General features: G+C 41.9%; 22 protein-coding genes and 1 tRNA gene. 17 read left to right on the top strand and 6 right to left on the bottom strand.

Going from position 1 to position 24,298, the window contains the following annotated elements:
* Positions 1-108 precede the first annotated feature (108 nt).
* Positions 109-1,068: a hypothetical protein gene (locus HMPREF3057_RS06735; protein WP_070696955.1), complete on the top strand. Its 960-nt coding sequence runs from the start codon at positions 109-111 to the stop codon at positions 1,066-1,068.
* 193 nt (positions 1,069-1,261) lie between these two features.
* Here the strand turns inward: HMPREF3057_RS06735 and HMPREF3057_RS06740 are convergent.
* Positions 1,262-1,349, bottom strand: a tRNA-Ser gene (locus HMPREF3057_RS06740).
* A 161-nt stretch (positions 1,350-1,510) separates the two neighbouring features.
* On the opposite strand from HMPREF3057_RS06740, the gene HMPREF3057_RS06745 reads away from it, so the two are divergent.
* From HMPREF3057_RS06745 to HMPREF3057_RS06760, 4 genes are all read left to right on the top strand, one after another.
* Positions 1,511-2,251, top strand: coding sequence for a DeoR/GlpR family DNA-binding transcription regulator (locus HMPREF3057_RS06745; protein WP_000920647.1), 741 nt, complete (start codon positions 1,511-1,513; stop codon positions 2,249-2,251).
* Positions 2,248-3,159, top strand: a complete 912-nt coding sequence (pfkB, locus tag HMPREF3057_RS06750; RefSeq protein ID WP_070696957.1) for a 1-phosphofructokinase — start codon at positions 2,248-2,250, stop codon at positions 3,157-3,159. The genes HMPREF3057_RS06745 and pfkB overlap by 4 nt, the downstream gene beginning before the upstream one ends.
* On the top strand, positions 3,156-5,108 hold the full coding sequence (locus HMPREF3057_RS06755) for a PTS fructose transporter subunit IIABC (RefSeq protein WP_070696959.1): 1,953 nt from the start codon (positions 3,156-3,158) through the stop codon (positions 5,106-5,108). The genes pfkB and HMPREF3057_RS06755 overlap by 4 nt, the downstream gene beginning before the upstream one ends.
* An 86-nt stretch (positions 5,109-5,194) precedes the next feature.
* Positions 5,195-7,501 carry a DNA translocase FtsK gene (locus HMPREF3057_RS06760; protein ID WP_083312820.1) on the top strand — a complete coding sequence of 769 codons (2,307 nt, stop codon included), beginning with the start codon at positions 5,195-5,197 and terminating at the stop codon, positions 7,499-7,501.
* Between the two features lie 44 nt (positions 7,502-7,545).
* Here the strand turns inward: HMPREF3057_RS06760 and HMPREF3057_RS06765 are convergent, their stop codons facing one another.
* Positions 7,546-7,971 (bottom strand): DUF6556 family protein, encoded by a 426-nt coding sequence (locus tag HMPREF3057_RS06765; RefSeq protein ID WP_070696963.1) that lies wholly within the window; start codon positions 7,969-7,971, stop codon positions 7,546-7,548.
* A 137-nt stretch (positions 7,972-8,108) separates the two neighbouring features.
* On the opposite strand from HMPREF3057_RS06765, the gene HMPREF3057_RS06770 reads away from it, so the two are divergent.
* From HMPREF3057_RS06770 to HMPREF3057_RS06810, 9 genes are all read left to right on the top strand, one after another.
* Positions 8,109-9,251, top strand: coding sequence for a cysteine desulfurase family protein (locus HMPREF3057_RS06770; protein ID WP_070696965.1), 1,143 nt, complete (start codon positions 8,109-8,111; stop codon positions 9,249-9,251).
* Positions 9,252-9,259: 8 nt separating this feature from the next.
* Complete coding sequence (gene thiI, locus HMPREF3057_RS06775) at positions 9,260-10,474, top strand: tRNA uracil 4-sulfurtransferase ThiI (RefSeq protein WP_070696967.1); 1,215 nt, start codon at positions 9,260-9,262, stop codon at positions 10,472-10,474.
* 136 nt (positions 10,475-10,610) lie between these two features.
* Positions 10,611-11,435, top strand: a complete 825-nt coding sequence (locus HMPREF3057_RS06780; RefSeq protein WP_049477631.1) for an alpha/beta hydrolase — start codon at positions 10,611-10,613, stop codon at positions 11,433-11,435.
* Between the two features lie 20 nt (positions 11,436-11,455).
* Positions 11,456-12,196, top strand: a complete 741-nt coding sequence (locus HMPREF3057_RS06785; protein WP_070696969.1) for an esterase family protein — start codon at positions 11,456-11,458, stop codon at positions 12,194-12,196.
* 12 nt (positions 12,197-12,208) lie between these two features.
* Positions 12,209-13,375, top strand: coding sequence for an ATP-grasp domain-containing protein (locus tag HMPREF3057_RS06790; RefSeq protein WP_070696971.1), 1,167 nt, complete (start codon positions 12,209-12,211; stop codon positions 13,373-13,375).
* 157 nt (positions 13,376-13,532) lie between these two features.
* Positions 13,533-14,402, top strand: coding sequence for an aquaglyceroporin Gla (gene gla, locus HMPREF3057_RS06795; protein WP_070696973.1), 870 nt, complete (start codon positions 13,533-13,535; stop codon positions 14,400-14,402).
* A 110-nt stretch (positions 14,403-14,512) separates the two neighbouring features.
* A complete protein-coding gene (locus HMPREF3057_RS06800; RefSeq protein WP_070696976.1) occupies positions 14,513-15,238 on the top strand; it encodes a CppA N-terminal domain-containing protein in 726 nt (241 codons plus the stop codon).
* Positions 15,235-16,170, top strand: a complete 936-nt coding sequence (locus HMPREF3057_RS06805; RefSeq protein WP_070696978.1) for a serine hydrolase domain-containing protein — start codon at positions 15,235-15,237, stop codon at positions 16,168-16,170. The genes HMPREF3057_RS06800 and HMPREF3057_RS06805 overlap by 4 nt, the downstream gene beginning before the upstream one ends.
* 8 nt (positions 16,171-16,178) lie before the next feature.
* The gene (locus tag HMPREF3057_RS06810) at positions 16,179-17,084 is read left to right on the top strand and encodes a DMT family transporter (protein ID WP_000047999.1); all 906 of its coding nucleotides are present in this window, start codon (positions 16,179-16,181) and stop codon (positions 17,082-17,084) included.
* Between the two features lie 44 nt (positions 17,085-17,128).
* On the opposite strand, the gene HMPREF3057_RS06815 is transcribed toward HMPREF3057_RS06810, so the two are convergent.
* Both HMPREF3057_RS06815 and rsmG read right to left on the bottom strand, forming a co-directional pair.
* Positions 17,129-18,412, bottom strand: a complete 1,284-nt coding sequence (locus HMPREF3057_RS06815; protein WP_000808290.1) for a uracil-xanthine permease family protein — start codon at positions 18,410-18,412, stop codon at positions 17,129-17,131.
* 370 nt (positions 18,413-18,782) lie between these two features.
* Entirely contained in the window at positions 18,783-19,496 is a 714-nt protein-coding gene (rsmG, locus tag HMPREF3057_RS06820) for a 16S rRNA (guanine(527)-N(7))-methyltransferase RsmG (RefSeq protein WP_000801957.1), read from the bottom strand.
* Between the two features lie 93 nt (positions 19,497-19,589).
* On the opposite strand from rsmG, the gene HMPREF3057_RS06825 reads away from it, so the two are divergent.
* The 3 genes from HMPREF3057_RS06825 (at position 19,590) to HMPREF3057_RS06835 (ending at position 21,758) form a co-directional block, all read left to right on the top strand.
* Entirely contained in the window at positions 19,590-20,150 is a 561-nt protein-coding gene (locus tag HMPREF3057_RS06825; RefSeq protein WP_000219838.1) for a LemA family protein, read from the top strand.
* A 1-nt stretch (position 20,151) separates the two neighbouring features.
* Positions 20,152-21,051 (top strand): zinc metalloprotease HtpX, encoded by a 900-nt coding sequence (gene htpX / locus HMPREF3057_RS06830; protein WP_049485340.1) that lies wholly within the window; start codon positions 20,152-20,154, stop codon positions 21,049-21,051.
* A gap of 107 nt (positions 21,052-21,158) precedes the next feature.
* The gene (locus HMPREF3057_RS06835) at positions 21,159-21,758 is read left to right on the top strand and encodes a CPBP family intramembrane glutamic endopeptidase (protein ID WP_239684807.1); all 600 of its coding nucleotides are present in this window, start codon (positions 21,159-21,161) and stop codon (positions 21,756-21,758) included.
* Between the two features lie 190 nt (positions 21,759-21,948).
* On the opposite strand, the gene HMPREF3057_RS06840 is transcribed toward HMPREF3057_RS06835, so the two are convergent.
* Both HMPREF3057_RS06840 and HMPREF3057_RS06845 read right to left on the bottom strand, forming a co-directional pair.
* Entirely contained in the window at positions 21,949-23,508 is a 1,560-nt protein-coding gene (locus HMPREF3057_RS06840) for an ATP-binding cassette domain-containing protein (protein WP_049479079.1), read from the bottom strand.
* A gap of 330 nt (positions 23,509-23,838) precedes the next feature.
* Positions 23,839-24,168, bottom strand: coding sequence for a helicase BlpT (locus HMPREF3057_RS06845; RefSeq protein WP_070696980.1), 330 nt, complete (start codon positions 24,166-24,168; stop codon positions 23,839-23,841).
* Positions 24,169-24,298: the final 130 nt, after the last annotated feature.

Genomic DNA, 24,298 nt, shown 5'->3' on the forward strand with positions numbered 1-24,298 from the left:
GCGCGGGGGTTCGAATCCCCCATTCTCCGTTAGATAAACCCAGTGTTTTTCTAAAAAACTATCCTTGGAGGTAGTCTCCAAGAGTAAATTTTCATAAAGAGGTGAAACATGAAAAAGATCAAGTTACTAAGTATCTTAGCACTTTCAACAGTTGTCTTGGGTGCATGTTCTGTATTTTCTAATCAGTCATCTGAAGCTTCTTCTGATAACAAGGAGAATACGGAACAAGTTGAGAAGAAAGATGAAGCTGCAGAAGTTAAAGAAAAAGTTACAAAAGATGCTGAGATTCTCTTAGACTCAGTTCTTACTAGCGACTCTGCTCGATTTAAGAAGATTTATGGCGACACTTATGAAAAATGGACTGAGGCAGTATTTGCTGTACAAACAAGTGAAAAAATCAAAGAAGAAGGGCTTTCACCTGCATCTACCTATTCAGTACAATGGCACAAAGATTTCCCTGTAGAAACTCCAGAAGAAACCATTTCAGGTTTCTTGAAGATGAGACGTAGATTATATCAAGATATCGGTTCTTACACTGTTAAAGACGTGAAGGTTGATGAATCAGGAAATACAGCGACTGTTACTTTCAACTCTAAGAAGTTACACTCTAAAGGATTGGCTTCATCTACAAGGGAAGTTCTCACTACTCTTATTGGAGGTGTTGATAACCTAGGTAAATACAATCAAGCTGGTTCAAACGTTGACATCAAGCGTTACCAAACATTGGTTTCTTACTGGATTTTTGAGCATCTATTTAAGAAAGATTTCTCAACCTACAGTGACGTTGACCCTAACTTAGCTCATACACCTTTCACTACTGGTGATTTTGATACTGAAATCAAATTAACAAAGGATAAGGATGGAAACTGGCTGATTTCTCAAGAAGATTACCGTACTTTGGCGACAGAGTTGCTTGATGATACAGAAGGTTATGATAAAATTGTCCGTAAAAACTCAACTAAGTCTAATGATAAATCAACAGACAAGTCTTCTGATAAATCTTCAAACAAATCCACTGATAAATCAACAGAAAAATCTTCAGATAAAAAAGATAAAAGCAATATCTAATCACAAGATTTAGAAGAAAAACAAGTAGTCCTAATAAACTACTTGTTTTTTTATGAAATCAAAGTGATTCTAGGATAGGGAAGGATACAGAAAAAAATAGTGTGATAGTTAGAGTAACTCAGCCTTTCATTTCTATGTATTGTTCTTAGAACGATAAAAAAACTGCATTGAGGTGCAGTTTTTCTTTTTTCTACGGAAGACATGGGATTCGAACCCACGCACGCTGTTACACGCCTACCGCGTTTCCAACACGGCCTCTTAAGCCTCTTGAGTAATCTTCCAATACTTACTCAAATAGTCTACCATAAAGCCACTTATCTTGCAATAAAAATTTTGGAAATAAGAAAAATGATAGAAATTGAAAGAAAATGATAAAAAATGCTTGACTTTGATAGAAATTGTGCTAGAATGAATAGTGTAAACGATAACAGGAGGTGATTTGGTGTTAAAAACTGAGCGGAAGCAACTGATTTTAGAGGAGTTAAATCAACATCATGTAGTTTCCCTAGAAAAATTGGTTAGTCTATTAGAAACATCAGAATCAACGGTTCGAAGAGATTTGGATGAGCTGGAGGCGGAAAACAAACTTCGCCGTGTGCATGGTGGAGCAGAATTGCCCCACTCCTTGCAGGAAGAAGAAACCATCCAAGAAAAATCTGTCAAAAACCTTCAAGAGAAGAAGCTACTGGCTCAGAAAGCAGCCTCTCTTATTAAGGAAAAAGATGTCATTTTTATCGATGCTGGAACGACAACTGCTTTTTTAATTAAGGAATTGGTTAATAAGAATATTACAGTTGTGACCAACTCCATTCACCATGCGGTTCAGTTGGTTGAAAAACAGATTCCAACTGTCATGGTTGGAGGAAGTGTCAAGATGGCAACAGATGCATGTATCGGTGGTGTTGCTCTTAACCAAATCAATCAATTGCACTTTGACCGTGCCTTTGTTGGGATGAATGGTGTAGACGATGGTTATTATACGACTCCTGATATGGAGGAGGGAGCCGTTAAGCGTGCTATTTTAGAGAATGCCAAACAAACCTATGTCTTAGTGGATTCGTCTAAGATTGGACAAACTTGCTTTGCCAAGGTAGCACCACTTAAACGCGCTATTGTCATCACAAGTCAAGGGCATGAGCTCTTGCAGGCTATTAAGAAGAAAACGGAGGTAATAGAAGTATGATTTATACAGTCACACTCAATCCATCCATTGACTATATCGTGCGCTTGGACCAAGTTCAAGTCGGTAGTGTCAATCGTATGGACAGTGATGATAAGTTTGCTGGTGGGAAAGGAATCAATGTCAGTCGTGTTTTGAAACGCTTGGGTATTCCAAATACTGCGACTGGATTTATCGGAGGTTTTACTGGTAAATTTATCACAGATACCCTTACAGAGGAAGAAATCGAAACTCGTTTTGTCCAAGTAGCAGAAGATACTCGCATCAATGTCAAGATTAAAGCAGACCAAGAAACAGAAATCAACGGGACTGGTCCAAATGTGGAACCGGCTCAGCTAGAAGAGTTGAAAGCTATTTTGTCTAGTCTGACAGCAGATGATACGGTTGTGTTTGCGGGTTCGAGTGCTAAGAATCTAGGTAATGTTATTTACAAAGATTTGATTGCCTTGACACGCCAGACTGGTGCGCAAGTGGTTTGTGACTTTGAAGGACAGACCTTGATTGATAGTTTGGACTACCAGCCACTTTTGGTTAAACCAAACAATCACGAGCTTGGAGCTATCTTTGGAGTGAAACTCGAAAGTTTAGATGAAATCGAGAACTATGCTCGTCAGTTACTGGCCAAAGGAGCTCAAAACGTTATTATCTCCATGGCTGGCGACGGTGCTCTTCTTGTCACATCTGAGGGAGCTTACTTCGCCAAACCTATCAAGGGAACAGTCAAAAATTCAGTCGGGGCTGGTGACTCTATGGTAGCTGGATTTACAGGTCAATTTGTCAAATCAAAAGACGCAATAGAAGCCTTCAAATGGGGAGTTGCTTGTGGCACAGCAACGACCTTCTCAGATGACTTGGCAACAGCGGACTTTATTAAAGAAACATATGAAAAAGTTGAGGTAGAAAAACGATGAAAATTCAAGACCTATTGAGAAAAGATGTCATGTTGCTGGATTTACAGGCAACTGAAAAAACAGCTGTCATCGAAGAGATGATTCATAGCTTGGTAGATCACGGTTACGTGACGGATTTTGAAACCTTTAAAGAAGGAATTTTAGCGCGTGAAGCTCTCACTTCCACTGGTTTGGGTGATGGAATCGCTATGCCTCACAGTAAAAATTCTGCTGTCAAAGAAGCAACGGTTCTCTTTGCTAAGTCAAACAAGGGTGTTGACTACGAAAGCTTGGATGGGCAACCAACAGACCTCTTCTTCATGATTGCTGCTCCAGAAGGTGCCAATGATACTCACTTAGCAGCCTTGGCAGAATTGTCTCAATACTTGATGAAAGATGGTTTTGCTGACAAACTTCGTCAAGTAACATCTGCAGATCAAGTTATCGAACTCTTTGACCAAGCTTCAGAAAAAGCTGAGGAACCTGTTCAAGTACCTGCTAATGACTCTAGCGACTTTATCGTAGCTGTTACAGCTTGTACGACAGGTATCGCCCACACTTACATGGCCCAAGAAGCCCTTCAAAAAGTAGCTGCTGAAATGGGTGTTGGGATCAAGGTCGAAACCAACGGTGCTAGCGGTGTTGGTAACCAACTAACTGCAGAAGACATTCGCAAGGCTAAAGCTGTTATCATCGCTGCTGACAAGGCTGTTGAGATGGATCGTTTCGATGGAAAACCTTTGGTTAACCGTCCAGTTGCAGACGGTATCCGTAAGACTGAAGAATTGATCAACTTGGCTCTTTCAGGAGATGCTGAAGTTTATCGTGCTGCTAATGGAGCAAAAGCTGCAACAGCATCTAATGAAAAACAAAGTATCGGTGGAGCTTTCTACAAACACTTGATGAGTGGTGTATCTCAAATGTTGCCATTCGTTATCGGTGGTGGTATCATGATTGCCCTCGCTTTCTTGATCGACGGAGCTTTTGGTGTGCCACAGGATAGTCTTGGAAATCTCGGATCCTACCATGAACTCGCTTCTATGTTCATGAAAATCGGTGGGGCTGCCTTTGGCTTGATGCTTCCAGTCTTCGCAGGATATGTAGCCTACTCTATCGCTGAAAAACCAGGTTTGGTAGCTGGTTTCGTTGCTGGTGCTATTGCCAAAGAAGGTTTTGCCTTTGGTAAAATCCCTTATGCCGCAGGTGGTGAAGCAACTTCAACTCTTGCAGGTGTCTCATCTGGTTTCCTAGGTGCCCTTGTTGGTGGATTTATCGCAGGTGCCTTGGTTCTTGCCATCAAGAAATACGTTAAAGTTCCTCGTTCACTTGAAGGTGCTAAATCAATCCTTCTCTTGCCACTTCTTGGAACAATCTTGACTGGATTTGTCATGCTAGCTGTTAACATCCCGATGGCAGCAATCAACACTGCTATGAATGACTTCCTTGGCGGTCTTGGGGGAGGTTCAGCTGTCCTTCTTGGTATCGTTCTTGGGGGCATGATGGCTGTTGATATGGGTGGACCAGTCAACAAAGCTGCTTATGTCTTTGGTACAGGTACGCTTGCAGCGACTGTTTCTTCAGGTGGTTCTGTAGCTATGGCAGCAGTTATGGCTGGAGGAATGGTTCCACCACTTGCTATCTTTGTCGCAACCCTTCTTTTCAAAGATAAATTTACCAAAGAAGAACGCAACTCTGGTTTAACAAACATCATCATGGGCTTGTCATTTATCACTGAGGGAGCAATTCCATTTGGTGCAGCAGACCCAGCTCGTGCGATTCCAAGCTTCATCCTTGGTTCTGCAGTAGCAGGTGGACTCGTTGGTCTTGCAGGAATCAAACTCATGGCGCCACACGGAGGAATCTTCGTTATCGCTCTAACTTCAAATGCCCTTCTTTACCTTGCCTCTGTCTTGGTTGGCGCAATTGTAAGTGGTGTGGTTTATGGTTACCTACGCAAACCACAAGCATAAAAAGTATTAGAATAGAAAGATTGTTACCATTTGGTGCAATCTTTTTCTCTATTCGAAATGGCTGTGAAATATGGTATAATAAAAGAATGGTAAACAAGAATACTACAAAAACAAGACGGAGACCGTCTAAAGCAGAACTTGAAAGAAAACAGGCTATCCAGAGGATGTTGATTTCCTTAGGGATCGCCTTGTTATTGATTATTGCAGCCCTTAAACTCGGTGCAGCAGGTGTCACTCTTTACAATCTCATTCGACTGGTGGTTGGAAGTTTGGCCTATGTGGCCATAGGTGCCCTCCTCATCTATCTTTTTCTTTTTAAATGGATCCGCAAGCAAGAGGGACTTCTGTCAGGATTTCTTTGTATCTTCGCTGGCTTGCTCTTGATTTTTGAGGCCTACTTGGTATGGAAATATGGCTTGGAGCAGTCAGTTCTAAAAGGGACCTTGTCTCAAGTTATGACGGACCTGACTGGTATGCGGGTGACTAGCTTCGCTGGTGGAGGCCTGCTTGGTGTTGGACTTTATATCCCCATAGCCTTTCTTTTCTCAAATATCGGATCGTACTTTATTGGAGTTCTCTTGATTCTAGTTGGGGCACTCTTAGTTAGTCCTTGGTCTATTTACGATGTCGCAGCCTTTATTGGAGCTCAGTTCAGATCTTTCATGGAAAAACAGGAACAGAGAAAACAGGAACGCTTCATCAAGAGAGAAGAAGAGAAGGCTCGTCAAGAAGCTGAAGAAGCCGCCAGAATTCAGAGAGAACAAGAAGAACAGGATGCGCTGCCGCTTCCTCCTGTAGATCCTGAAACGGGAGAAATCTTATCAGAAGTACCAGACTACGATTTCCCCCCAATTCCTGAGGAAGAATGGATCGAACCGGAGATTATCCTCCCTAAAACTGATTTTGACGTTCCTGATGTGGAAGAAGACTTTGAGGATGAAGAGGTACAGGTTGATTTTTCTGCTAAGGAAGCCCTTGAATACAAGCTACCAAGCTTGCAACTCTTTGCGCCAGATAAACCCAAAGATCAGTCCAAGGAAAAGAAGATTGTTCGAGAAAATATCAAAATCCTAGAAGAAACCTTTGCCAGCTTTGGTATCAAGGTGACGGTGGAACGGGCTGAAATCGGCCCATCAGTAACCAAGTATGAAGTCAAGCCAGCAGTTGGTGTACGGGTTAACCGTATTTCCAATCTGGCAGACGACTTAGCGCTGGCTCTTGCGGCCAAGGATGTTCGGATTGAGGCTCCAATCCCTGGTAAATCCTTAGTCGGAATTGAGGTTCCTAACTCTGAAATTGCGACCGTTTCCTTCCGTGAACTCTGGGAACAGTCTCAGACTAAACCAGAAAATCTCCTCGAAATTCCTCTAGGTAAGGCTGTCAATGGAACAGCTCGAACCTTTGACCTTTCCAAGATGCCCCACCTACTCGTTGCAGGTTCGACGGGATCAGGGAAGTCAGTCGCAGTTAACGGTATTATCGCCAGCATTCTCATGAAAGCAAGACCCGACCAGGTCAAGTTTATGATGGTGGATCCAAAGATGGTTGAGTTATCGGTTTACAATGACATTCCTCACCTCTTGATTCCAGTTGTGACCAATCCACGCAAGGCCAGCAAGGCCCTGCAAAAGGTTGTGGATGAGATGGAAAATCGTTACGAACTCTTTGCTAAGGTTGGAGTACGAAATATCGCTGGTTACAATGCCAAGGTCGAGGAATATAATAGCCAATCTGAGTACAAACAAGTACCGCTGCCTTTGATTGTTGTCATTGTGGACGAGTTGGCAGACCTCATGATGGTGGCTAGCAAGGAAGTGGAAGATGCCATCATTCGTCTCGGACAGAAGGCGCGTGCTGCAGGGATTCACATGATTCTCGCAACGCAACGTCCATCGGTTGATGTCATCTCTGGTCTTATCAAGGCCAATGTCCCATCTCGTGTGGCTTTTGCAGTTTCATCAGGTACAGATTCGCGAACCATCTTGGATGAGAATGGAGCAGAAAAACTGCTTGGTCGAGGAGATATGCTCTTTAAACCAATTGATGAAAATCATCCAGTCCGTCTGCAAGGCTCCTTTATCTCGGATGATGATGTTGAACGTATCGTAAACTTCATCAAGGCTCAGGCAGATGCGGACTACGATGACAGCTTTGACCCAGGAGATGTTCCTGAAAATGAAGGAGATTTTTCTGATGGTGAAGCTGGTGGCGATCCGCTTTTTGAAGAAGCCAAGGCTTTGGTTATCGAAACCCAGAAAGCTAGCGCTTCGATGATTCAGCGTCGTTTGTCAGTTGGATTTAATCGTGCGACCCGCCTGATGGAAGAACTCGAAATGGCAGGTGTCATCGGTCCAGCTGAGGGAACCAAACCACGAAAAGTATTGCAACAATAAAAAAATAGCTTCTTTCCAAATTTGGAAAGAAGTTATTTTTGTGATTACTGGTTCGTTTTAGTTTCAGAACTCGTCGTATTTGACTGTGTTCCATTATCGCTTGTTTCTTTATTTGTAGCAGGTGTAGAAGAGTCCTGAGTTGTTGTCTTCTGTTCTTCTTTTTTCTCCTCTTTTTTATTGGATTGAGAAGTTTCTTCTTGCGGAGTATTTTCTTTAGTAGAAGTGTTGTCCCTGTTAGGAGTAGTATTTTCCTGAGGGGATTCTTTTTGAATTTCCTTGACAACAGTTGTTTGAGTTGTCGTCGGTTCTTTTTTGTTGTTTTTGTTATTATCCAAAGCGTTCATGATGGTGATAGTAGCAGTGATGAGACCAAGGATACTACCGATGGTAGCAATCGTTTTTTGAAAGACAGTAAATCCCTTTTTGATATGTTCTGTTTTTGGTTTTGAAGTTCTACGATAGTTAGACATGATACTCTCCTTTAATTATGATTTATTATACCTCATTTCTTTAAAAAAATCTTAAAAAAAGAGAAACCTCCCTTTCTTGTCGCAGGTCTCTTTTCGTGATACAATAGAAGGAGTGATTTTAGAAAGCGTGAGAAAACATGATCTACTTTGATAATTCGGCGACAACCAAGCCTTATCCTGAAGCACTTGAAACCTACATGCAGGTCGCTTCAAAAATTGTAGGAAATCCATCTAGTCTCCATCGTTTGGGAGATCAGGCAACACGAATTTTAGATGCTTCCCGGCAGCAAATTGCAGATTTGATTGGGAAGAAGAGTGATGAAATCTTCTTTACCTCTGGTGGAACAGAAGGAGATAACTGGGTCATCAAGGGGGTGGCCTTTGAAAAAGCCCAGTTTGGCAAGCACATCATCGTATCAGCTATTGAACATCCAGCAGTCAAGGAATCAGCCCTTTGGCTGAAAAGTCAAGGTTTTGAGATAGATTTTGCTCCAGTTGATGAGAAAGGATTTGTGGATGTTGAAGCATTAGCAGATTTGATACGTCCTGATACGACTCTAGTCTCCATCATGGCAGTTAACAACGAAATTGGCTCTATCCAGCCTATTGAGGCTATTTCGAAACTGTTAGCAGATAAGCCGACCATTTCCTTCCATGTTGATGCGGTTCAGGCACTCGCTAAGATTCCGACTGAAAAATACTTGACGGATCGAGTGGATTTTGCGACCTTCTCAAGTCATAAATTTCATGGTGTTCGAGGAGTCGGCTTTGTCTATATCAAGTCTGGTAAGAGGATCATGCCTCTTTTAACAGGTGGCGGTCAAGAGGGAGACTATCGTTCGACAACTGAAAATGTTTCTGGAATTGCTGCAACAGCCAAGGCTCTCCGTTTGGCTATGGAAAAGCTAGACTTATTTACTGCTAAGACAAGCCAGATGAAGGCAGTCATTCGCCAAGCCCTTCTGGATTATCCAGATATTTTTGTCTTTTCGGATGAGGAAGACTTTGCCCCTCATATCCTGACTTTTGGGATTAAGGGTGTTCGTGGTGAAGTCATCGTTCACGCTTTTGAAGACTATGACATTTTCATTTCCACAACCTCTGCTTGTTCGTCCAAGGCAGGAAAACCTGCGGGGACCTTGATTGCCATGGGAGTGGACAAGGATAAGGCCCAGTCAGCTGTGCGTCTAAGCCTAGACTTGGAAAATGACATGAGTCAGGTCGAGCAGTTCTTGACCAAGCTAAAATTAATTTACAATCAAACTAGAAAAGTAAGATAGGAGCATTTATGCAGTATTCAGAAATTATGATTCGCTATGGAGAATTGTCAACCAAACACAAAAATCGTATGCGTTTCATCAATAAACTTCGTAATAATATTTCGGACGTTTTGTCTATCTATCCCCAAGTTAAGGTAACCGCAGATCGCGACCGTGCCCACGCTTACCTCAATGGAGCTGATTATACAGCAGTAGCAGAATCGCTCAAACAAGTCTTTGGGATCCAAAACTTTTCTCCCGTTTATAAGGTTGAAAAGTCAGTGGAAGTTCTGAAGTCTGCTGTCCAAGAGATTATGAAGGAAATCTATAAGGAAGGGATGACCTTTAAAATCACTAGCAAGCGTAGCGACCACAACTTTGAACTCGACAGTCGTGAACTGAATCAAACTCTTGGTGGTGCTGTTTTCGAGGCTATTCCAAACGTGCAAGCTCAGATGAAGAATCCAGATATTAATCTTCAGGTTGAGATTCGTGAGGAGGCTGCCTATCTTTCCTATGAAACCTTTCGTGGAGCAGGAGGATTACCTGTGGGAAGTTCTGGTAAAGGCATGCTCATGTTGTCAGGTGGAATTGATTCACCTGTGGCAGGTTATCTAGCTCTCAAACGTGGGGTTGATATTGAAGCCGTTCACTTTGCCAGCCCACCATATACTAGTCCTGGTGCCCTTAAAAAAGCCCACGATTTGACTCGAAAATTGACCAAGTTTGGTGGCAATATCCAATTTATCGAAGTGCCTTTCACTGAGATTCAAGAAGAAATCAAGGCTAAGGCGCCAGAAGCCTACCTCATGACCTTGACCCGTCGTTTTATGATGCGCATTACCGACCGTATTCGTGAGGTACGAAATGGTTTAATTATCATCAATGGAGAAAGTCTTGGTCAAGTAGCCAGCCAGACCTTGGAAAGCATGCAGACTATCAACGCTGTGACCAGCACTCCAGTCATTCGTCCCGTGGTTACCATGGACAAGTTGGAAATCATTGACATCGCGCAGGAAATCGATACCTTTGAAATTTCAATCCAGCCTTTTGAAGACTGCTGTACTATTTTTGCGCCTGACCGTCCTAAGACCAATCCTAAGATAGAGAATGCAGAGCAGTATGAAAAACGCATGGATGTTGAAGGCTTGGTTGAGCGAGCAGTGGCGGGGATTATGATTACTGAGATTACACCTCAAGCTAAAAAAGATGCTGTCGATGAGTTAATTGACAATCTCCTCTAATCAGAAAATCCAGAAGAATTCAGAAAAATAAATGAAAAAAGTTAGTTATTTATCCTTAAAATGGACATTTACTGACTTTTTTTCTATTTTTATGGTATAATAAGATAAAATTTTGAATATAGAGAGTTTTCTGACAATGAATCATTCCTACTTTTATTTAAAAATGAAAGAACACAAACTTAAGGTTCCTTATACAGGAAAAGAGCGTCGTGTGCGTGTGCTCCTGCCAAAGGACTACGAGAAAGACACAGACCGTTTTTACCCTGTTGTTTACTTTCATGATGGGCAAAATGTCTTTTACAGCAAGGAGTCTTATATCGGACACTCTTGGAAGATTATTCCAGCCATTAAACGAAATCCAGACATCAGCCGCATGATTGTCGTTGCTATAGATAATGACGGCATGGGGCGGATGCATGAGTATGCGGCTTGGAAGTTTCAAGAATCTCCTATCCCAGGCCAGCAGTTTGGCGGTAAGGGTGTGGAGTATGCCGAGTTTGTCATGGAGGTGGTCAAGCCTTTTATCGATGAAACCTACCGAACCAAAGCTGATCGCCAGCACACGGCTATGATTGGTTCGTCACTAGGAGGCAATATTACCCAGTTTATCGGACTAGAGTACCAAGACCGAATTGGTTGTCTAGGTATCTTCTCATCTGCCAACTGGCTTCACCAAGAAGCCTTTAACCGCTATATCGAGCGTAAGAAATTGTCGCCTGAACAGCGCATTTTCATCTATGTAGGAACAGAAGAAGCAGACGATACGGACAAGACCTTGATGGCTGGCAATATCAAGCAAGCCTATATCGATTCGTCGCTTCGCTATTACCGTGATTTGATTGCAGGTGGAGTACACTTGGATAATCTGGTCTTGAAAGTTCAGTCTGGTGCTATCCATAGTGAAATACCTTGGTCGGAAAATTTACCAGACTGTCTCCGATTTTTTGCAGAGAAATGGTAAGTTAAGAAAGGAGAAAGCCAATGCATATTGAAAACCTTAGCCACTGGAGTGGTAATCTTAATCGTGAAATGTACCTCAACCGCTATGGGCATGCTGGGATTCCAGTTGTTGTTTTTGCTTCATCTGGTGGCAGTCACAACGAATACTATGATTTTGGCATGATTGACGCCTGTGCTTCCTTTATCGAGGAAGGGCGCGTCCAGTTCTTTACTCTATCCAGTGTTGACAGTGAGAGCTGGCTGGCTAGTTGGAAAAATGGTCATGACCAGGCGGAGATGCACCGCGCCTACGAACGCTATGTGATTGAGGAGGCCATTCCTTTTATTAAGCACAAGACAGGTTGGTTTGATGGCATGATGACAACGGGTTGCTCGATGGGAGCCTATCATGCACTCAATTTCTTTCTCCAGCATCCAGATGTCTTTACCAAGGTGATTGCCCTCAGTGGTGTTTACGACGCACGTTTCTTCGTTGGCGATTACTACAATGATGATGCTATTTACCAAAACTCACCTGTAGATTATATCTGGAATCAAAACGACGGCTGGTTTATCGATCGTTACCGTCAGGCAGAAATCGTCGTTTGCACGGGCCTTGGTGCTTGGGAACAAGACGGTCTACCATCCTTCTACAAGCTCAAAGAAGCCTTTGACCAGAAACAAATTCCAGCCTGGTTTGCTGAATGGGGACACGATGTCGCCCATAACTGGGAATGGTGGCGCAAACAAATGCCCTATTTTCTTGGACACCTGTATCTATAAAAGGAGTTGCCTATGAATTACCTTGTTATTTCTCCCTACTATCCGCAAAACTTTCAACAGTTTACCATCGAGCTAGCCAATAAAGGCATTACAGTCTTGGGGATTGGTCAGGAACCTTACGAACAACTAGATGAACCTTTGCGCAATGGCCTAACCGAGTATTTCCGTGTAGATAATCTTGAAAACATAGACGAAGTCAAGCGTGCTGTTGCCTTTCTGTTCTACAAGCATGGCCCAATCGACCGCATCGAATCTCACAATGAATACTGGCTTGAGCTGGACGCAACACTCAGAGAACAATTCAATGTTTTTGGTGCCAAACCGGAGGATCTCAAAAAGACCAAGTTTAAGTCTGAGATGAAGAAACTATTCAAAAAAGCAGATGTCCCTGTGGTACCTGGAGCTGTTATCCAGACGGAAGCAGATGTGGATAAAGCAGTGAAAGAAATCGGTCTACCAATGATTGCCAAACCTGATAATGGAGTGGGAGCGGCAGCAACCTTTAAGCTTGAGACAGAAGACGATGTAAATCACTTTAAGGCTGAATGGGACCATTCAACCGTGTATTTCTTTGAGAAATTTGTCACTTCTAGTGAAATCTGTACCTTTGACGGGCTTGTGGACAAGGATGGCAATATCGTCTTTTCAACGACTTTCGATTATGCCCATACACCACTTGATCTCATGATTTATAAGATGGACAATTCCTACTATGTGCTTAAGGATATGGATCCCAAACTGCGTAAGTATGGCGAGGCCATTGTCAAGGAATTTGGTATGAAAGAGCGCTTTTTCCATATCGAGTTTTTCCGTGACGGGGACGACTACATTGCCATTGAGTACAATAACCGTCCTGCAGGTGGCTTTACCATTGATGTTTATAACTTCGCTCACTCCTTGGATCTCTACCAAGGTTATGCGGCGATTGTTACAGGTGAAGAGTTCCCAGTATCAGAGTTTGAACCACAGTATTGTTTGGCTACTTCTCGCCGTGCCAATGCCAACTATGTCTATTCAGAAGAAGACTTGCTTGCTAAGTACAGCCAGCAATTCAAGGTCAAAAAAATCATGCCAGCAGCCTTTGCAGAGCTACAAGGGGATTACCTTTATATGTTGACCACTCCAAGTCGCCAAGAGATGGAGCAGATGATTGTAGACTTTGGTCAACGTCAAGAATAACGATTAGGATGAAAGGAGTTTGACTCCTTTTGTCCTTTTCTCAAAGATAAGTTAAATAAAGCGTTTTCCATAGATTCTTTTAGAAAAGATATTGCTAAAAGGCCTAAAAATTGATAGAATAAGGATTGTCTAAAAAAATTTAAGGAGAATCTATCAAATGGATTTTACATGGGCTATTAAATATGCCACAGAATTCTTGGGAACTGCTATTTTGATCATTCTTGGTAATGGTGCAGTTGCTAACGTTGAACTTAAAGGTACGAAAGGTCACCAAAGTGGCTGGCTCGTTATCGCGGTTGGTTATGGTATGGGGGTTATGATCCCAGCTTTGATGTTTGGTAATGTATCTGGTAACCACATCAACCCAGCTTTCACTCTTGGACTTGCTGTTAGTGGTCTTTTCTCTTGGGATCAAGTTCCATTTTACATCCTAGCACAAGTTTTGGGAGCAATCTTCGGTCAAGCTTTGGTTGTAGCGACTCACCGTCCTTACTACTTGAAGACAGAGAACCCTAACAATATCTTGGGTACCTTCTCAACAATTTCAAGCATCGACCACGATACAAAAGAATCACGTTTTGCAGCTACTGTTAACGGATTCCTCAATGAGTTTGTAGGTTCATTTGTTCTTTTCTTTGCAGCACTTGGTTTGACTAAAAACTTCTTTGGTGCTGAGGTTCTTCAATACATGAAACAAATGGCTACTCAAGCTGGACAAACTGTTGATTTAAGTGAATTGGCAGTGAAAGCTCAAGTAGCTCCACATACAGCTGCTGGGATCTCAGTTGCACACTTGGCACTTGGTTTCCTAGTGATGGCCTTGGTAACTTCACTTGGTGGACCTACTGGACCTGGTTTGAACCCAGCTCGTGACTTTGGACCACGTCTTCTTCACGAACTCCTTCCAAAATCAGTTCTTGGTCAACACAAGGGTGATTCAAAATGGTGGTATGCATGGGTTCCGGTTGTAGCTCCAATTGCAGCGGGTATTGCGGCAGTAGCACTATTCAAACTACTTTACCTATAAGAAATGAAACTGGGGAATCCCAGTTTTTTTCTTGTAAAATTTCTAAATAAAATAGATATGGCTTGTAAAATATTCGAAAATCCTTTAAAATAAAAGAGTTGGAGGAATTTATGAATGTGAATGAGATTGTTCGGATCGTTCCGACTTTGAAAGTTAATAATCGAAAATTAAATGAAAGATTTTACATTGAAACCCTGGGGATGAAACCTTTGCTGGAAGAGTCTGCCTTTCTTTCATTAGGCGACCAGACAGGTACGGAGAGATTGATTTTAGAAGAGGCTCCAAGCATGCGAACACGCAGAGTTGAAGGACTTAAGAAGCTAGCTAGACTCTTGATAAAGGTTGAAAATCCTTCTGAAATCGAGGTCCTTCTTTCTCAAATGAAGTCTCTTCCTCGCCTATTTAAAGGAAACCGTGGGTATGCTTTTGAGATTGTTTCTCCTGAAGGCGATGTGATCCTTATTCATGCGGAAAATGATGTAAGAGATTTGGTTCCACTGGAAACCGTTCCTGAATTTTATTCAAATACAAGTATAAAATACGTGAGCCAATTTGAGGTTTCTATGGAGTTGCGTTTGCCTGAGGAGACAGAGAGCTTACTTGATCCTGAAGGAGTAGCGCCAGTAATTACCTTTACGAAAGGGCAAGGACCAGATTTGGTTGTTGAAAACAATGTCACTTGGGACCTGACGATGTTAAAATTTTTAGTCAAGAATTTTGATTTAACCAGTCTTCGTCAGAAATTTGAAAAGACAGGCTACTTTGTCCCTAAGTCTGAAAAATTCTTCCTTGGTAAAGATACCAATAACATTGAATTGTGGTTTGAAGAAGCATGAAGTGGGAAAAAATTCTAAGAAAAATAGAAAATCAAATCGAGGCAGGGATTTATCCCGGGGCCTCTTTTGCGTATTATAAGGATGGTGAATGGAAAGAGTCTTATCTAGGATTGAGTGATCCAGAACGAGACTTGAAGACAGAAACCGGTTTGGTTTATGATTTGGCAAGTGTGAGTAAAGTCGTGGGAGTGGGGACGGTTTTTACCTTCTTGTGGCAGCAGGACAAATTAGATATTAATCGACCGGTAACGGATTTTTTACCGGAGTGTGATTATCCTGATATTACTATACGGCAGCTTCTGACCCATGCCACAGACTTGGACCCCTTTATTCCCAATCGAGACAAGTTAAGTGCAGAGGAATTAAGAGAAGCCATGTTTCACCTCAACAGACGAAATCAGCCAGCCTTCCTATACTCGGACGTTCACTTTTTACTTTTGGGCTTTCTTTTGGAAAAAATCTTTAATCAAGACTTGGATCAGATTATAGAAGAACAAGTTTTGGAAGCATGGGGGATGAAGGAGACCAAGTTCGGTCCCGTTGAGCAAGCTGTCCCAACAGTGAAAGGAGTGGAGGCCGGAAATATTCATGATCCCAAAGCCCGTCTATTAGGGAAACACGCAGGAAGTGCTGGTTTGTTTTCGACTGTTAAGGATCTGCAGATCTTTCTGGAACATTACTTGAAAGATGATTTTGCTGCAGAATTGAGCCGAAATTTTTCTCCCTTAGATGATAAGGAGCGGTCCCTAGCCTGGAATTTGGAAGGAGCCTGGCTCGACCATACGGGCTATACTGGTACCTTTATCATGTGGAATCGAGAGAAACAAGAAGCTACTATCTTTTTATCCAATCGAACGTATGAGAAGGATGAGCGTACCCAGTGGATAGTTGACCGAAACCAAGTCATGGAAATGATTCGTCAAGAGGAGTAGGGGGAAGCATGTCGAAAACCGTAAAAGGAACTCTGTATACAGTAGTGGCAGGGATTGCTTGGGGCTTGTCTGGAACCAGTGGCCAATACCTGATGGCACACGGGATTTCTGCTTTAGTCTTGACCAATTTGCGACTTATCATTGCAGGCTTGGCACTGGTGTTCTTATCCTATACGACTTCAAAGGATAAATTCCTTTCTTTTTTAAAAGACAAAAAAAGTCTGCTATCTCTGTTGCTATTTGCAGTTTTTGGACTTTTCTTAAACCAGTTTGCCTATCTTTCTGCCATTCAGGAAACCAATGCTGGAACGGCGACAGTTCTCCAGTATGTATGCCCCGTTGGGATCTTGGTTTATACCTGTATGAAGGATAAGGTAGCTCCGACACTGGCTGAGATTATTTCGATTGGATTGGCTATAGGAGGAACTTTTCTGATCGCGACGCATGGGAAAGTCGACCAGTTGTCTGTCACACCCCTAGGTCTGTTCTGGGGCCTCTTTTCAGCCTTGACCTATGCCCTCTATATTATTCTTCCCATCGTTTTGATTAAGAAGTGGGGCAGTATTTTGGTGATTGGTGTCGGGATGGTTATTTCTGGTGTAGTGGCTATTCCCTTCACAGGAGTCTTACAGGCCAGCATACCAACCAGCTTAGATTTTCTCTTTGCATTTGCTGGGATTATCATCATCGGAACGGTCTTTGCATATACAGCTTTCCTAAAGGGAGCTAGTCTGATAGGCCCTGTTAAGTCTAGTTTATTGGCTTCCATAGAGCCAATTTCTGCCGTTTTCTTTGCCTTTCTGATTATGAAGGAACAGTTTTATGCGATTGATTTTATAGGTATGGCTATGATTTTACTAGCCGTGACCATTATTTCATTGAAAGATTTACTGTTGGAAATAAAGAGTAAGTAATTAAAAAATCCACTCAATCGAGTGGATTTTTTGTGTATAGATGATTAGTCTTTATTTTCGTGTGGCAAAATCAAGTTCAAGATGATTCCTGTCATGGCTGATAGAGCAGTACCTGAAAGGGTTACTGGACCGAGTTTAAGGATTGCTCCACCAAGTCCAAGTACCAGCATAGCACTTGCAATGATAAGGTTACGCATTTGGCTGAAGTCAACGCGTTCCTTAATCAAAACTTTCAAACCATTGCTGGCGATAACTCCGTAGAGAAGGATGGACATGCCACCAAGCACAGCATTTGGAATGGTTGAAATCAAGGCAGTGAATTTCCCTAGGAAGCTAAGAGCAATGGCGATGAAGGCCGCGTTACGGATAACAGAGACAGAAGCGATACGAGTCATCCCAATAACCCCTGTATTTTCGCCGTAAGTCGTATTAGCTGGTCCACCGAGGAAGGCTGATACAGATGTCGCGATACCATCACCAAGAAGCGTACGGTGAAGTCCTGGTTCTTTCAGGAATTGACGGCCACAGATTTGGCTTAAAACTGTGTGGTCTCCGATGTGTTCTGAAATGGTTACAATAGCGATTGGCAAGATGGCGATTGTTTCAGGACCGAAGTACAAGTTGTACTCTTTAAAGGCTCCACCTGTACTAAATGGCAAGTAGAAACCAGGAATTTCAAACCAATTGGCTTGAAGGACTGGGGTAAAGTCAACCAAACCAAGCATCATAGCGAAGATGTACCCACCGATGATGGCAAAGAGGAAAGGAATGATACGAAGGAAACCTTTTCCTTTTGTATTGATAAAGGCGGCAATCAAGAATGTAACAACGGCTACAAGGGCGTTTTTCCAGTTTCCGTCTGCTACGAGTCCAGCATTCGTTACAGCAGAACCAGCAAGACCAAGACCGATAACGATAATCATAGGTCCGATAATGATTGGGGGCAAGAGTTTATCAATCCATTTTGTACCTGCAAAACGAACACTTGCTGCTACAAGAACATAAACTAAACCAGTCAGGATAACTCCAGTTTGAGCAGCAGATACATCGCCCCCCATTTCTTTCATGGCTAGAGACATAGCCGTGATAAAGGCGAATGAAGAACCTAGGTAAACTGGAACCTTAAAACCAGTAGAAATCATGTAGATAAGTGTTCCAATACCGGAAGCAAAGAGAGCAACCGACACGGGCATTCCCAAAATTAAGGGAACGAGAATGGTTGCACCAAACATGGCAAATACGTGCTGGAAGCTTAGAAGAATTCCTTTACCAACAGAAGGACGTTGATCAACGTCTAGTAACAAGTCAACAGTTGATTCCTGTTTCATAAAAACCTCACTTTTGGGCACCAAAAAAGAGCCCATTATTTTGCAGCAATAGGCCCTCAGAGTAAGACTTTTTAAAAAATAGTTATCTTTTAAAAATTTATATAAATCTGCGCCTTCGTCACCTCACAGGATGACATTAAAAACCTTTGCTTAGGATAGTATAGCAGAAAAAATTCGTTTTGTAAACGAATTTTTCCCGAGCCCAGAAATACGAGAGCGAGGTTGATTTTGTAAATCATTTTTTCCCAAGCCCGGAAATGCGAGAGCGAGGTTCGTTTTGTAAACGAATTTTTCCCGAGCACGGAAATGCGAGAGCGAGGTATGATTTTGTAAATGGTTTTCTGAATTTTAAACAAGGGTGCACCATTGTTTAAAGTGGGCGTTTGTTGGGCATGCCAGCCTTTCTTGGATACTTGTTAGGTGTTTCCTTTTTCTTTTCGACCACAGTGATGTAGCGAGGATCTCCATTTGGCAGGGCATAGCTGAGGTTGTCCTCTACCTTACTAAAGAGGAGGTTAAGGGCATTCTTGGCTTCTAGCAATTCCTCAGGAGCATTGCTGGCCTTGAGTGCCAATAGTTTTCCGCCAACTTTAAGATAGGGAATGGTCAGCTCAGACAAAACCTGCATACGGGCAACCGCACGAGCCGTCACCACATCAAACTGGGCACGGAAGTTCTTGTCTTGGGCAAAGTCTTCTGCCCGCCCATGGTAGAAGTGAACACCATCCAAATCCAACTCCTGAGCCAAAAGTTGAAGGAAATTGATGCGCTTATTTAGCGAATCAATGATGGTTACATTTAACTGAGGATAGAGGATTTTCATAGGAAGGCTGGGAAATCCTGCCCCTGCTCCGATATCAAGAAGTTTGATAGTTTCATTTGAAATCAAGCCTTGTAGGATGGGTGCAATCGAATCATAAAAGTGCTTAAGGTAGACTTCTTCTTTATCCGTAATAGCGGTCAAATTAATCCTCTCATTCCACTCGACCAAGAGTTCAAAATACCGTTCAAATTGGTTCTTTTGCTGGTCCGAAAGTGGAAGATTTTGCTCAGCTAGTAGGCTGTAAAATGTTTCTGGTTTCATAGTCGTTTCCTTCTCTAGTATCACCTTATTTTACCATATTCATTAAAATTTTGATATACTGGTAGTAATCTAAAAGCAGAAAGGAATAAGATTATGACTTGGATTATTCTTGGAGTTTTGGCTCTGATTGTTATTTTTGTGATTGTTAGCTATAACGGTTTGGTTAAAAATCGTATGCAGACCAAGGAGGCTTGGAGCCAGATAGATGTTCAGTTGAAGCGTCGTAATGATCTCCTCCCAAACTTGATTGAAACAGTCAAAGGCTATGCCAAATATGAAGGTTCTACCTTGGAAAAGGTGACAGAACTTCGTAGACAAGTAGCCGCAGCAACTTCACCAGCTGAAGCGATGAAGGCCAGTGATGCCCTTACCCGCCAGATTTCTGGTATCTTTGCAGTAGCAGAGAATTACCCAGACTTGAAAGCTAGTGCCAACTTTATCAAATTGCAAGAAGAGTTGACCAATACAGAAAATAAAATTTCTTACTCACGCCAACTCTACAACAGTGTTGTCAGCAACTACAATGTAAAACTTGAAAGCTTCCCAAGTAACATCATCGCAGGACTATTTGGCTTTAAAGCTGCAGACTTCCTTCAAACACCTGAAGAGGAAAAGGCAGTTCCTAAAGTTGACTTTAGCGGTTTAGGTGACTAAGATGTTGTTTGATCAAATTGCGAGCAATAAACGAAAAACTTGGATTTTGTTGCTGGTTTTCTTCCTACTCTTGGCCTTGGTTGGTTATGCGGTTGGCTATCTCTTCATGCGCTCAGGTCTTGGTGGCGTGATTATTGCCTTGATTATTGGTCTTATCTACGCTCTGACCATGATCTTTCAATCGACAGAGATTGTCATGTCTATGAATGGGGCGCGTGAGGTTGATGAGCAAACAGCACCAGACCTCTACCATGTAGTAGAAGATATGGCCATGGTGGCCCAGATTCCTATGCCGCGTGTTTTCATCATTGAGGATTCTTCTTTAAATGCCTTTGCAACAGGTTCGAATCCGCAGAATGCAGCAGTCGCAGCCACTTCGGGCCTTCTAGCTATCATGAATCGTGAGGAGCTAGAAGCTGTTATGGGGCATGAAGTCAGTCATATCCGAAACTACGATATTCGCATTTCGACCATTGCTGTCGCCCTTGCCAGTGCCATTACCCTTCTGTCTAGTATGGCAGGACGGATGATGTGGTGGGGTGGCACTGGTCGCAGACGGAGTGATAATGATCGTGATGGAAATGGTTTGGAGATTATCATGCTTGTTATCTCTCTCTTAGCCATTGTTCTAGCACCTCTCGCAGCAACCTTGGTGCAACTTGCCATTTCCCGTCAGAGGGAATTTTTGGCGGATGCATCCAGTGTGGAGCTGACTCGCAATCCTCAAGGGATGATCAATGCACTGCGCAAGTTGGAGAATAGCGAGCCAATGCATCACCATGTCGATGATGCCAGCAGCGCTCTTTATATCAATGATCCGAAGAAAGGTGGCGGACTTCAAAAACTCTTTTATACCCACCCGCCTATCTCAGAACGAATCGAACGCTTGAAACAAATGTAAAAAAATCCAGAGATGACCTCTGGATTTTTGCTTTTAGTATCTCACTTTTAACTTGTTATCTCACCAAAAAATAGTATAATATATGTAATTCTATATAATTGAGGTGAATGATGTATAAGCGCTGGATGACGTTTTTCTTGATTTTGATTTTTATGCCAATTCATTTGAGTATAGCAGAGAAAATCATGAGAATAAATTCATTACCGCTATCCATCCTTTTTACCCTTGTTGAACTTGCATTATTTTTATATGTAGGAAAAAAGTATGACTTGTTTCACATTCGGAAAATCTGTCTAAAAGATATTTTAAAATGTTTTCTTTCATACGCCTTACTTTTCCTGTTTTATATTATGGTCAATTTTTTAGGTCCTACCCAATCAGACACAACTCAAGCTGTGCAAAGTTTTTCACTTTCATGGTCTGTACTTTTTGTGGATCTCTGTGTTTTGGCACCTGTCACGGAGGAAATCTTTATGCGAGGTATGTTACAGGGGATAGTATTTAAGAATACATATTTTGGATTGTTTGCCACATCTCTTCTTTTTGCTTATCTTCATGGTCCCTATACTATTCCTAGCTTTATCAGCTATTTAGGTATGGGATTTGCATTTGGGGTAAGGTATAAGACTTCTGACAACCTATGGAATTCCATTCTTTTGCATGTCCTCAATAATCTGGTTGCATTTTGCTTTTTGTATATGAGATAATGATGCATTAGAATGCTTTGAGCTGTAAAATAGTAAAAAATGATTTCTAGCTTATATAATTTAAACAAAAGTCAGAGCATAATCTGTCACGTAAAAGACGCCAGAAGCGCTCTTTATATCAATGTTCCCAAGAAAGACGTGTGTAAACAAAATCCAGAGATCGTCTCTGGATTTTTGCTATGTTCAACATTTATAAATCTTGTAAATCAACAACTTCCAAACCACGATCTGTCAAACGATAGATACTCGTACAGACCTCTTTTAAGAAGCGTCTGTCATGCGAAACAGTGATCAGACCGCCGGGATAGGAGGCAAAGAGTTTTCTGATTTCGGGTTGAGAAGTGGGAGAAAAGTTTCGTGTGGGCTCATCCAGAAGGAGATAGTTTGGTTTGCGCAACACTAAATCTAAAAGTAGGAGTTTACCTTGTTGCCCACCAGATAGGGAGCGAATTTGGTGGTGCATCTCTGGATAGCTGAAATTGAGACTGGCTAGGTGAGATTGGATTTTCTGTAGTTCTTCTTTTTCCCCAGTTTTGCTGAGATAGGCTACTGGAGATAAATTCAATTGCAGTTTTTTATGGTAATCTTGTGGCATATAACCAAGTGAAATTTCTCTTTTGGCGCTTAGTAGTTGCTGCAACTTGGCTAACAGAGTTGATTTCCCAACACCATTTGGCCCGATGATACCGATTTTATCTTGGCCACGGACAGTGAGTTGTATCCCCTGAACTAAAATGCGCTCGCCAATGGATAAATTTTCTTTTTCCAGTTGGATTAAGACTTTAGAAGCCGGTAATGGTTGGATGTCTGAAAAGAAAAGTTGGATTTGTTCCTCTTCAAGTGGTTTTTGGGTCATGGACTGAGCTTCCTTTTCAAAGCGTTTTTCTTGAGAGAGAACAGTTTTCATCTTTTTAGCCAATAGGCGACCGGCAGTACTGTCTTTGGTAGCTCGAAGTACAGTTTCTACATTTTGCTTGACGCGACGATGCTTTTCCATGGTTTTGTCATAGGCTCTCTGGTCGTTAGCAGCTTGCTGACTTTGCCTTGCAAAACTAGCCTTTCTCTGCTCACTATAGCGATCATAGTCTAAATGCTCGACTAGCGTTTCCGCTTCTTTCCGATGCTTGACCAGCCGCAAGTGGACAATAGTATCTGCCGTATGAGAAAGAAAGTCTTCATCATGGGAAATGAAAATAACAGTTTGACTAATCTTTCGAATCTGCCTTTTTAGCCAATCAACCGTCTCAAGGTCAAGGTCATTTGAAGGTTCATCTAAAAATAGAATCTCAAAAGGTTTTGCTAACTCGTGAATGAGCTGAATTTTCAAAGCTTCGCCCCCTGATAGACTGCCAATTTCTTGGTCGCTAGCAAAACGGTCGCTATCAAAGTGCAACTCCTCCGCCAAGCGATAGAGAATACTGTAGTCTAAATCAGCGGAATCTAAAAAGAAGTAATCGTGTAGAGTCCTATTTTTTAGCTCCTCAGGTAACTTTTGAGGAATGTAGGCCAGTGATTGAAGGTCAGACTGGATGTCGCCCCTGATAGTAAAATCAGATAATGCTTCTCCCATTAAAGCCCGTAGTAAAGTCGATTTACCATTTCCTTCTTCACCAATAATAGCAACCTTTTCCCCGTCTTGGATGGTCATGCTTAGGTCAAATACAAGATCTCGTAGATCTTTGTTTTGCGTGATAGTTAGATGATTGATTTTTATCATATTGTTGCCCTTTCTAGAATGTCGATAGTGCATAACAAAAAGCTCTACTTTATCTAGTAGAGCCCAAAGTCACTGTCAAAACTCTATTATCCTCGTTGAAAAACTCGTCAAACTAGCTTGGAGCTGCCTAACCTAACCCAAGAGGAGCATAGCTTTCTAGTTTTTTGATTTTCAATGAGGACAAGATACTAGAAAATCTAGTATAAAAAGAGCACACAAAAAAGAGACAAAAACAAGATCTACTAAATAAAGTTCTTTATTTGATAGATTAGTTGTTCATGTCTCCCATACCTCCGAGTATTAGTATCTCTATCCTATACCTTTCAGGAAATTTTGTCAATAGAAAACAAGTAATTTCAAGCTCTAAAATCCGAAAACAGGTCCATAGAGAGTCAGTACGTGTTTGACATGTTCATAGTGGAACTTGTCATATTTGCGCCAAGCAGTACGAGCTTGATCGTTTAGTTTTAGGCTCCCTAGTCCAATCAGCAGACTAGTACGTTGGTAAAATTTCTCAAGGTTGATTAAGATACTGTTGTCCAGCTTTTCTGCTTTTTTTAGTTCCGTAAGAGTGGTGTTCAGCAGCTCTTGTAGTCGAAGATCATCGGCTGTTCCTTGTTTACAGCTTTGGTAGCTTTTATTTAACTCGGATAGGAGTTGGTAAGCTTCGTTGATTAGTTCTTTGTCTTCCATATGAGCATCCTCCTTGCTCTGATGTATTCTTGCCTATAGTATAGCACTAAACAGAAAATATGTCATAGTAAATATGTTAAAAAGGAGATTTTAATATCAAAGTTTGGAAGACTGACTTGTAGCCTTTTCA

The sequence above is a fragment of the Streptococcus sp. HMSC072D05 genome, from assembly GCF_001815805.1.
Lineage (GTDB): Bacteria > Bacillota > Bacilli > Lactobacillales > Streptococcaceae > Streptococcus.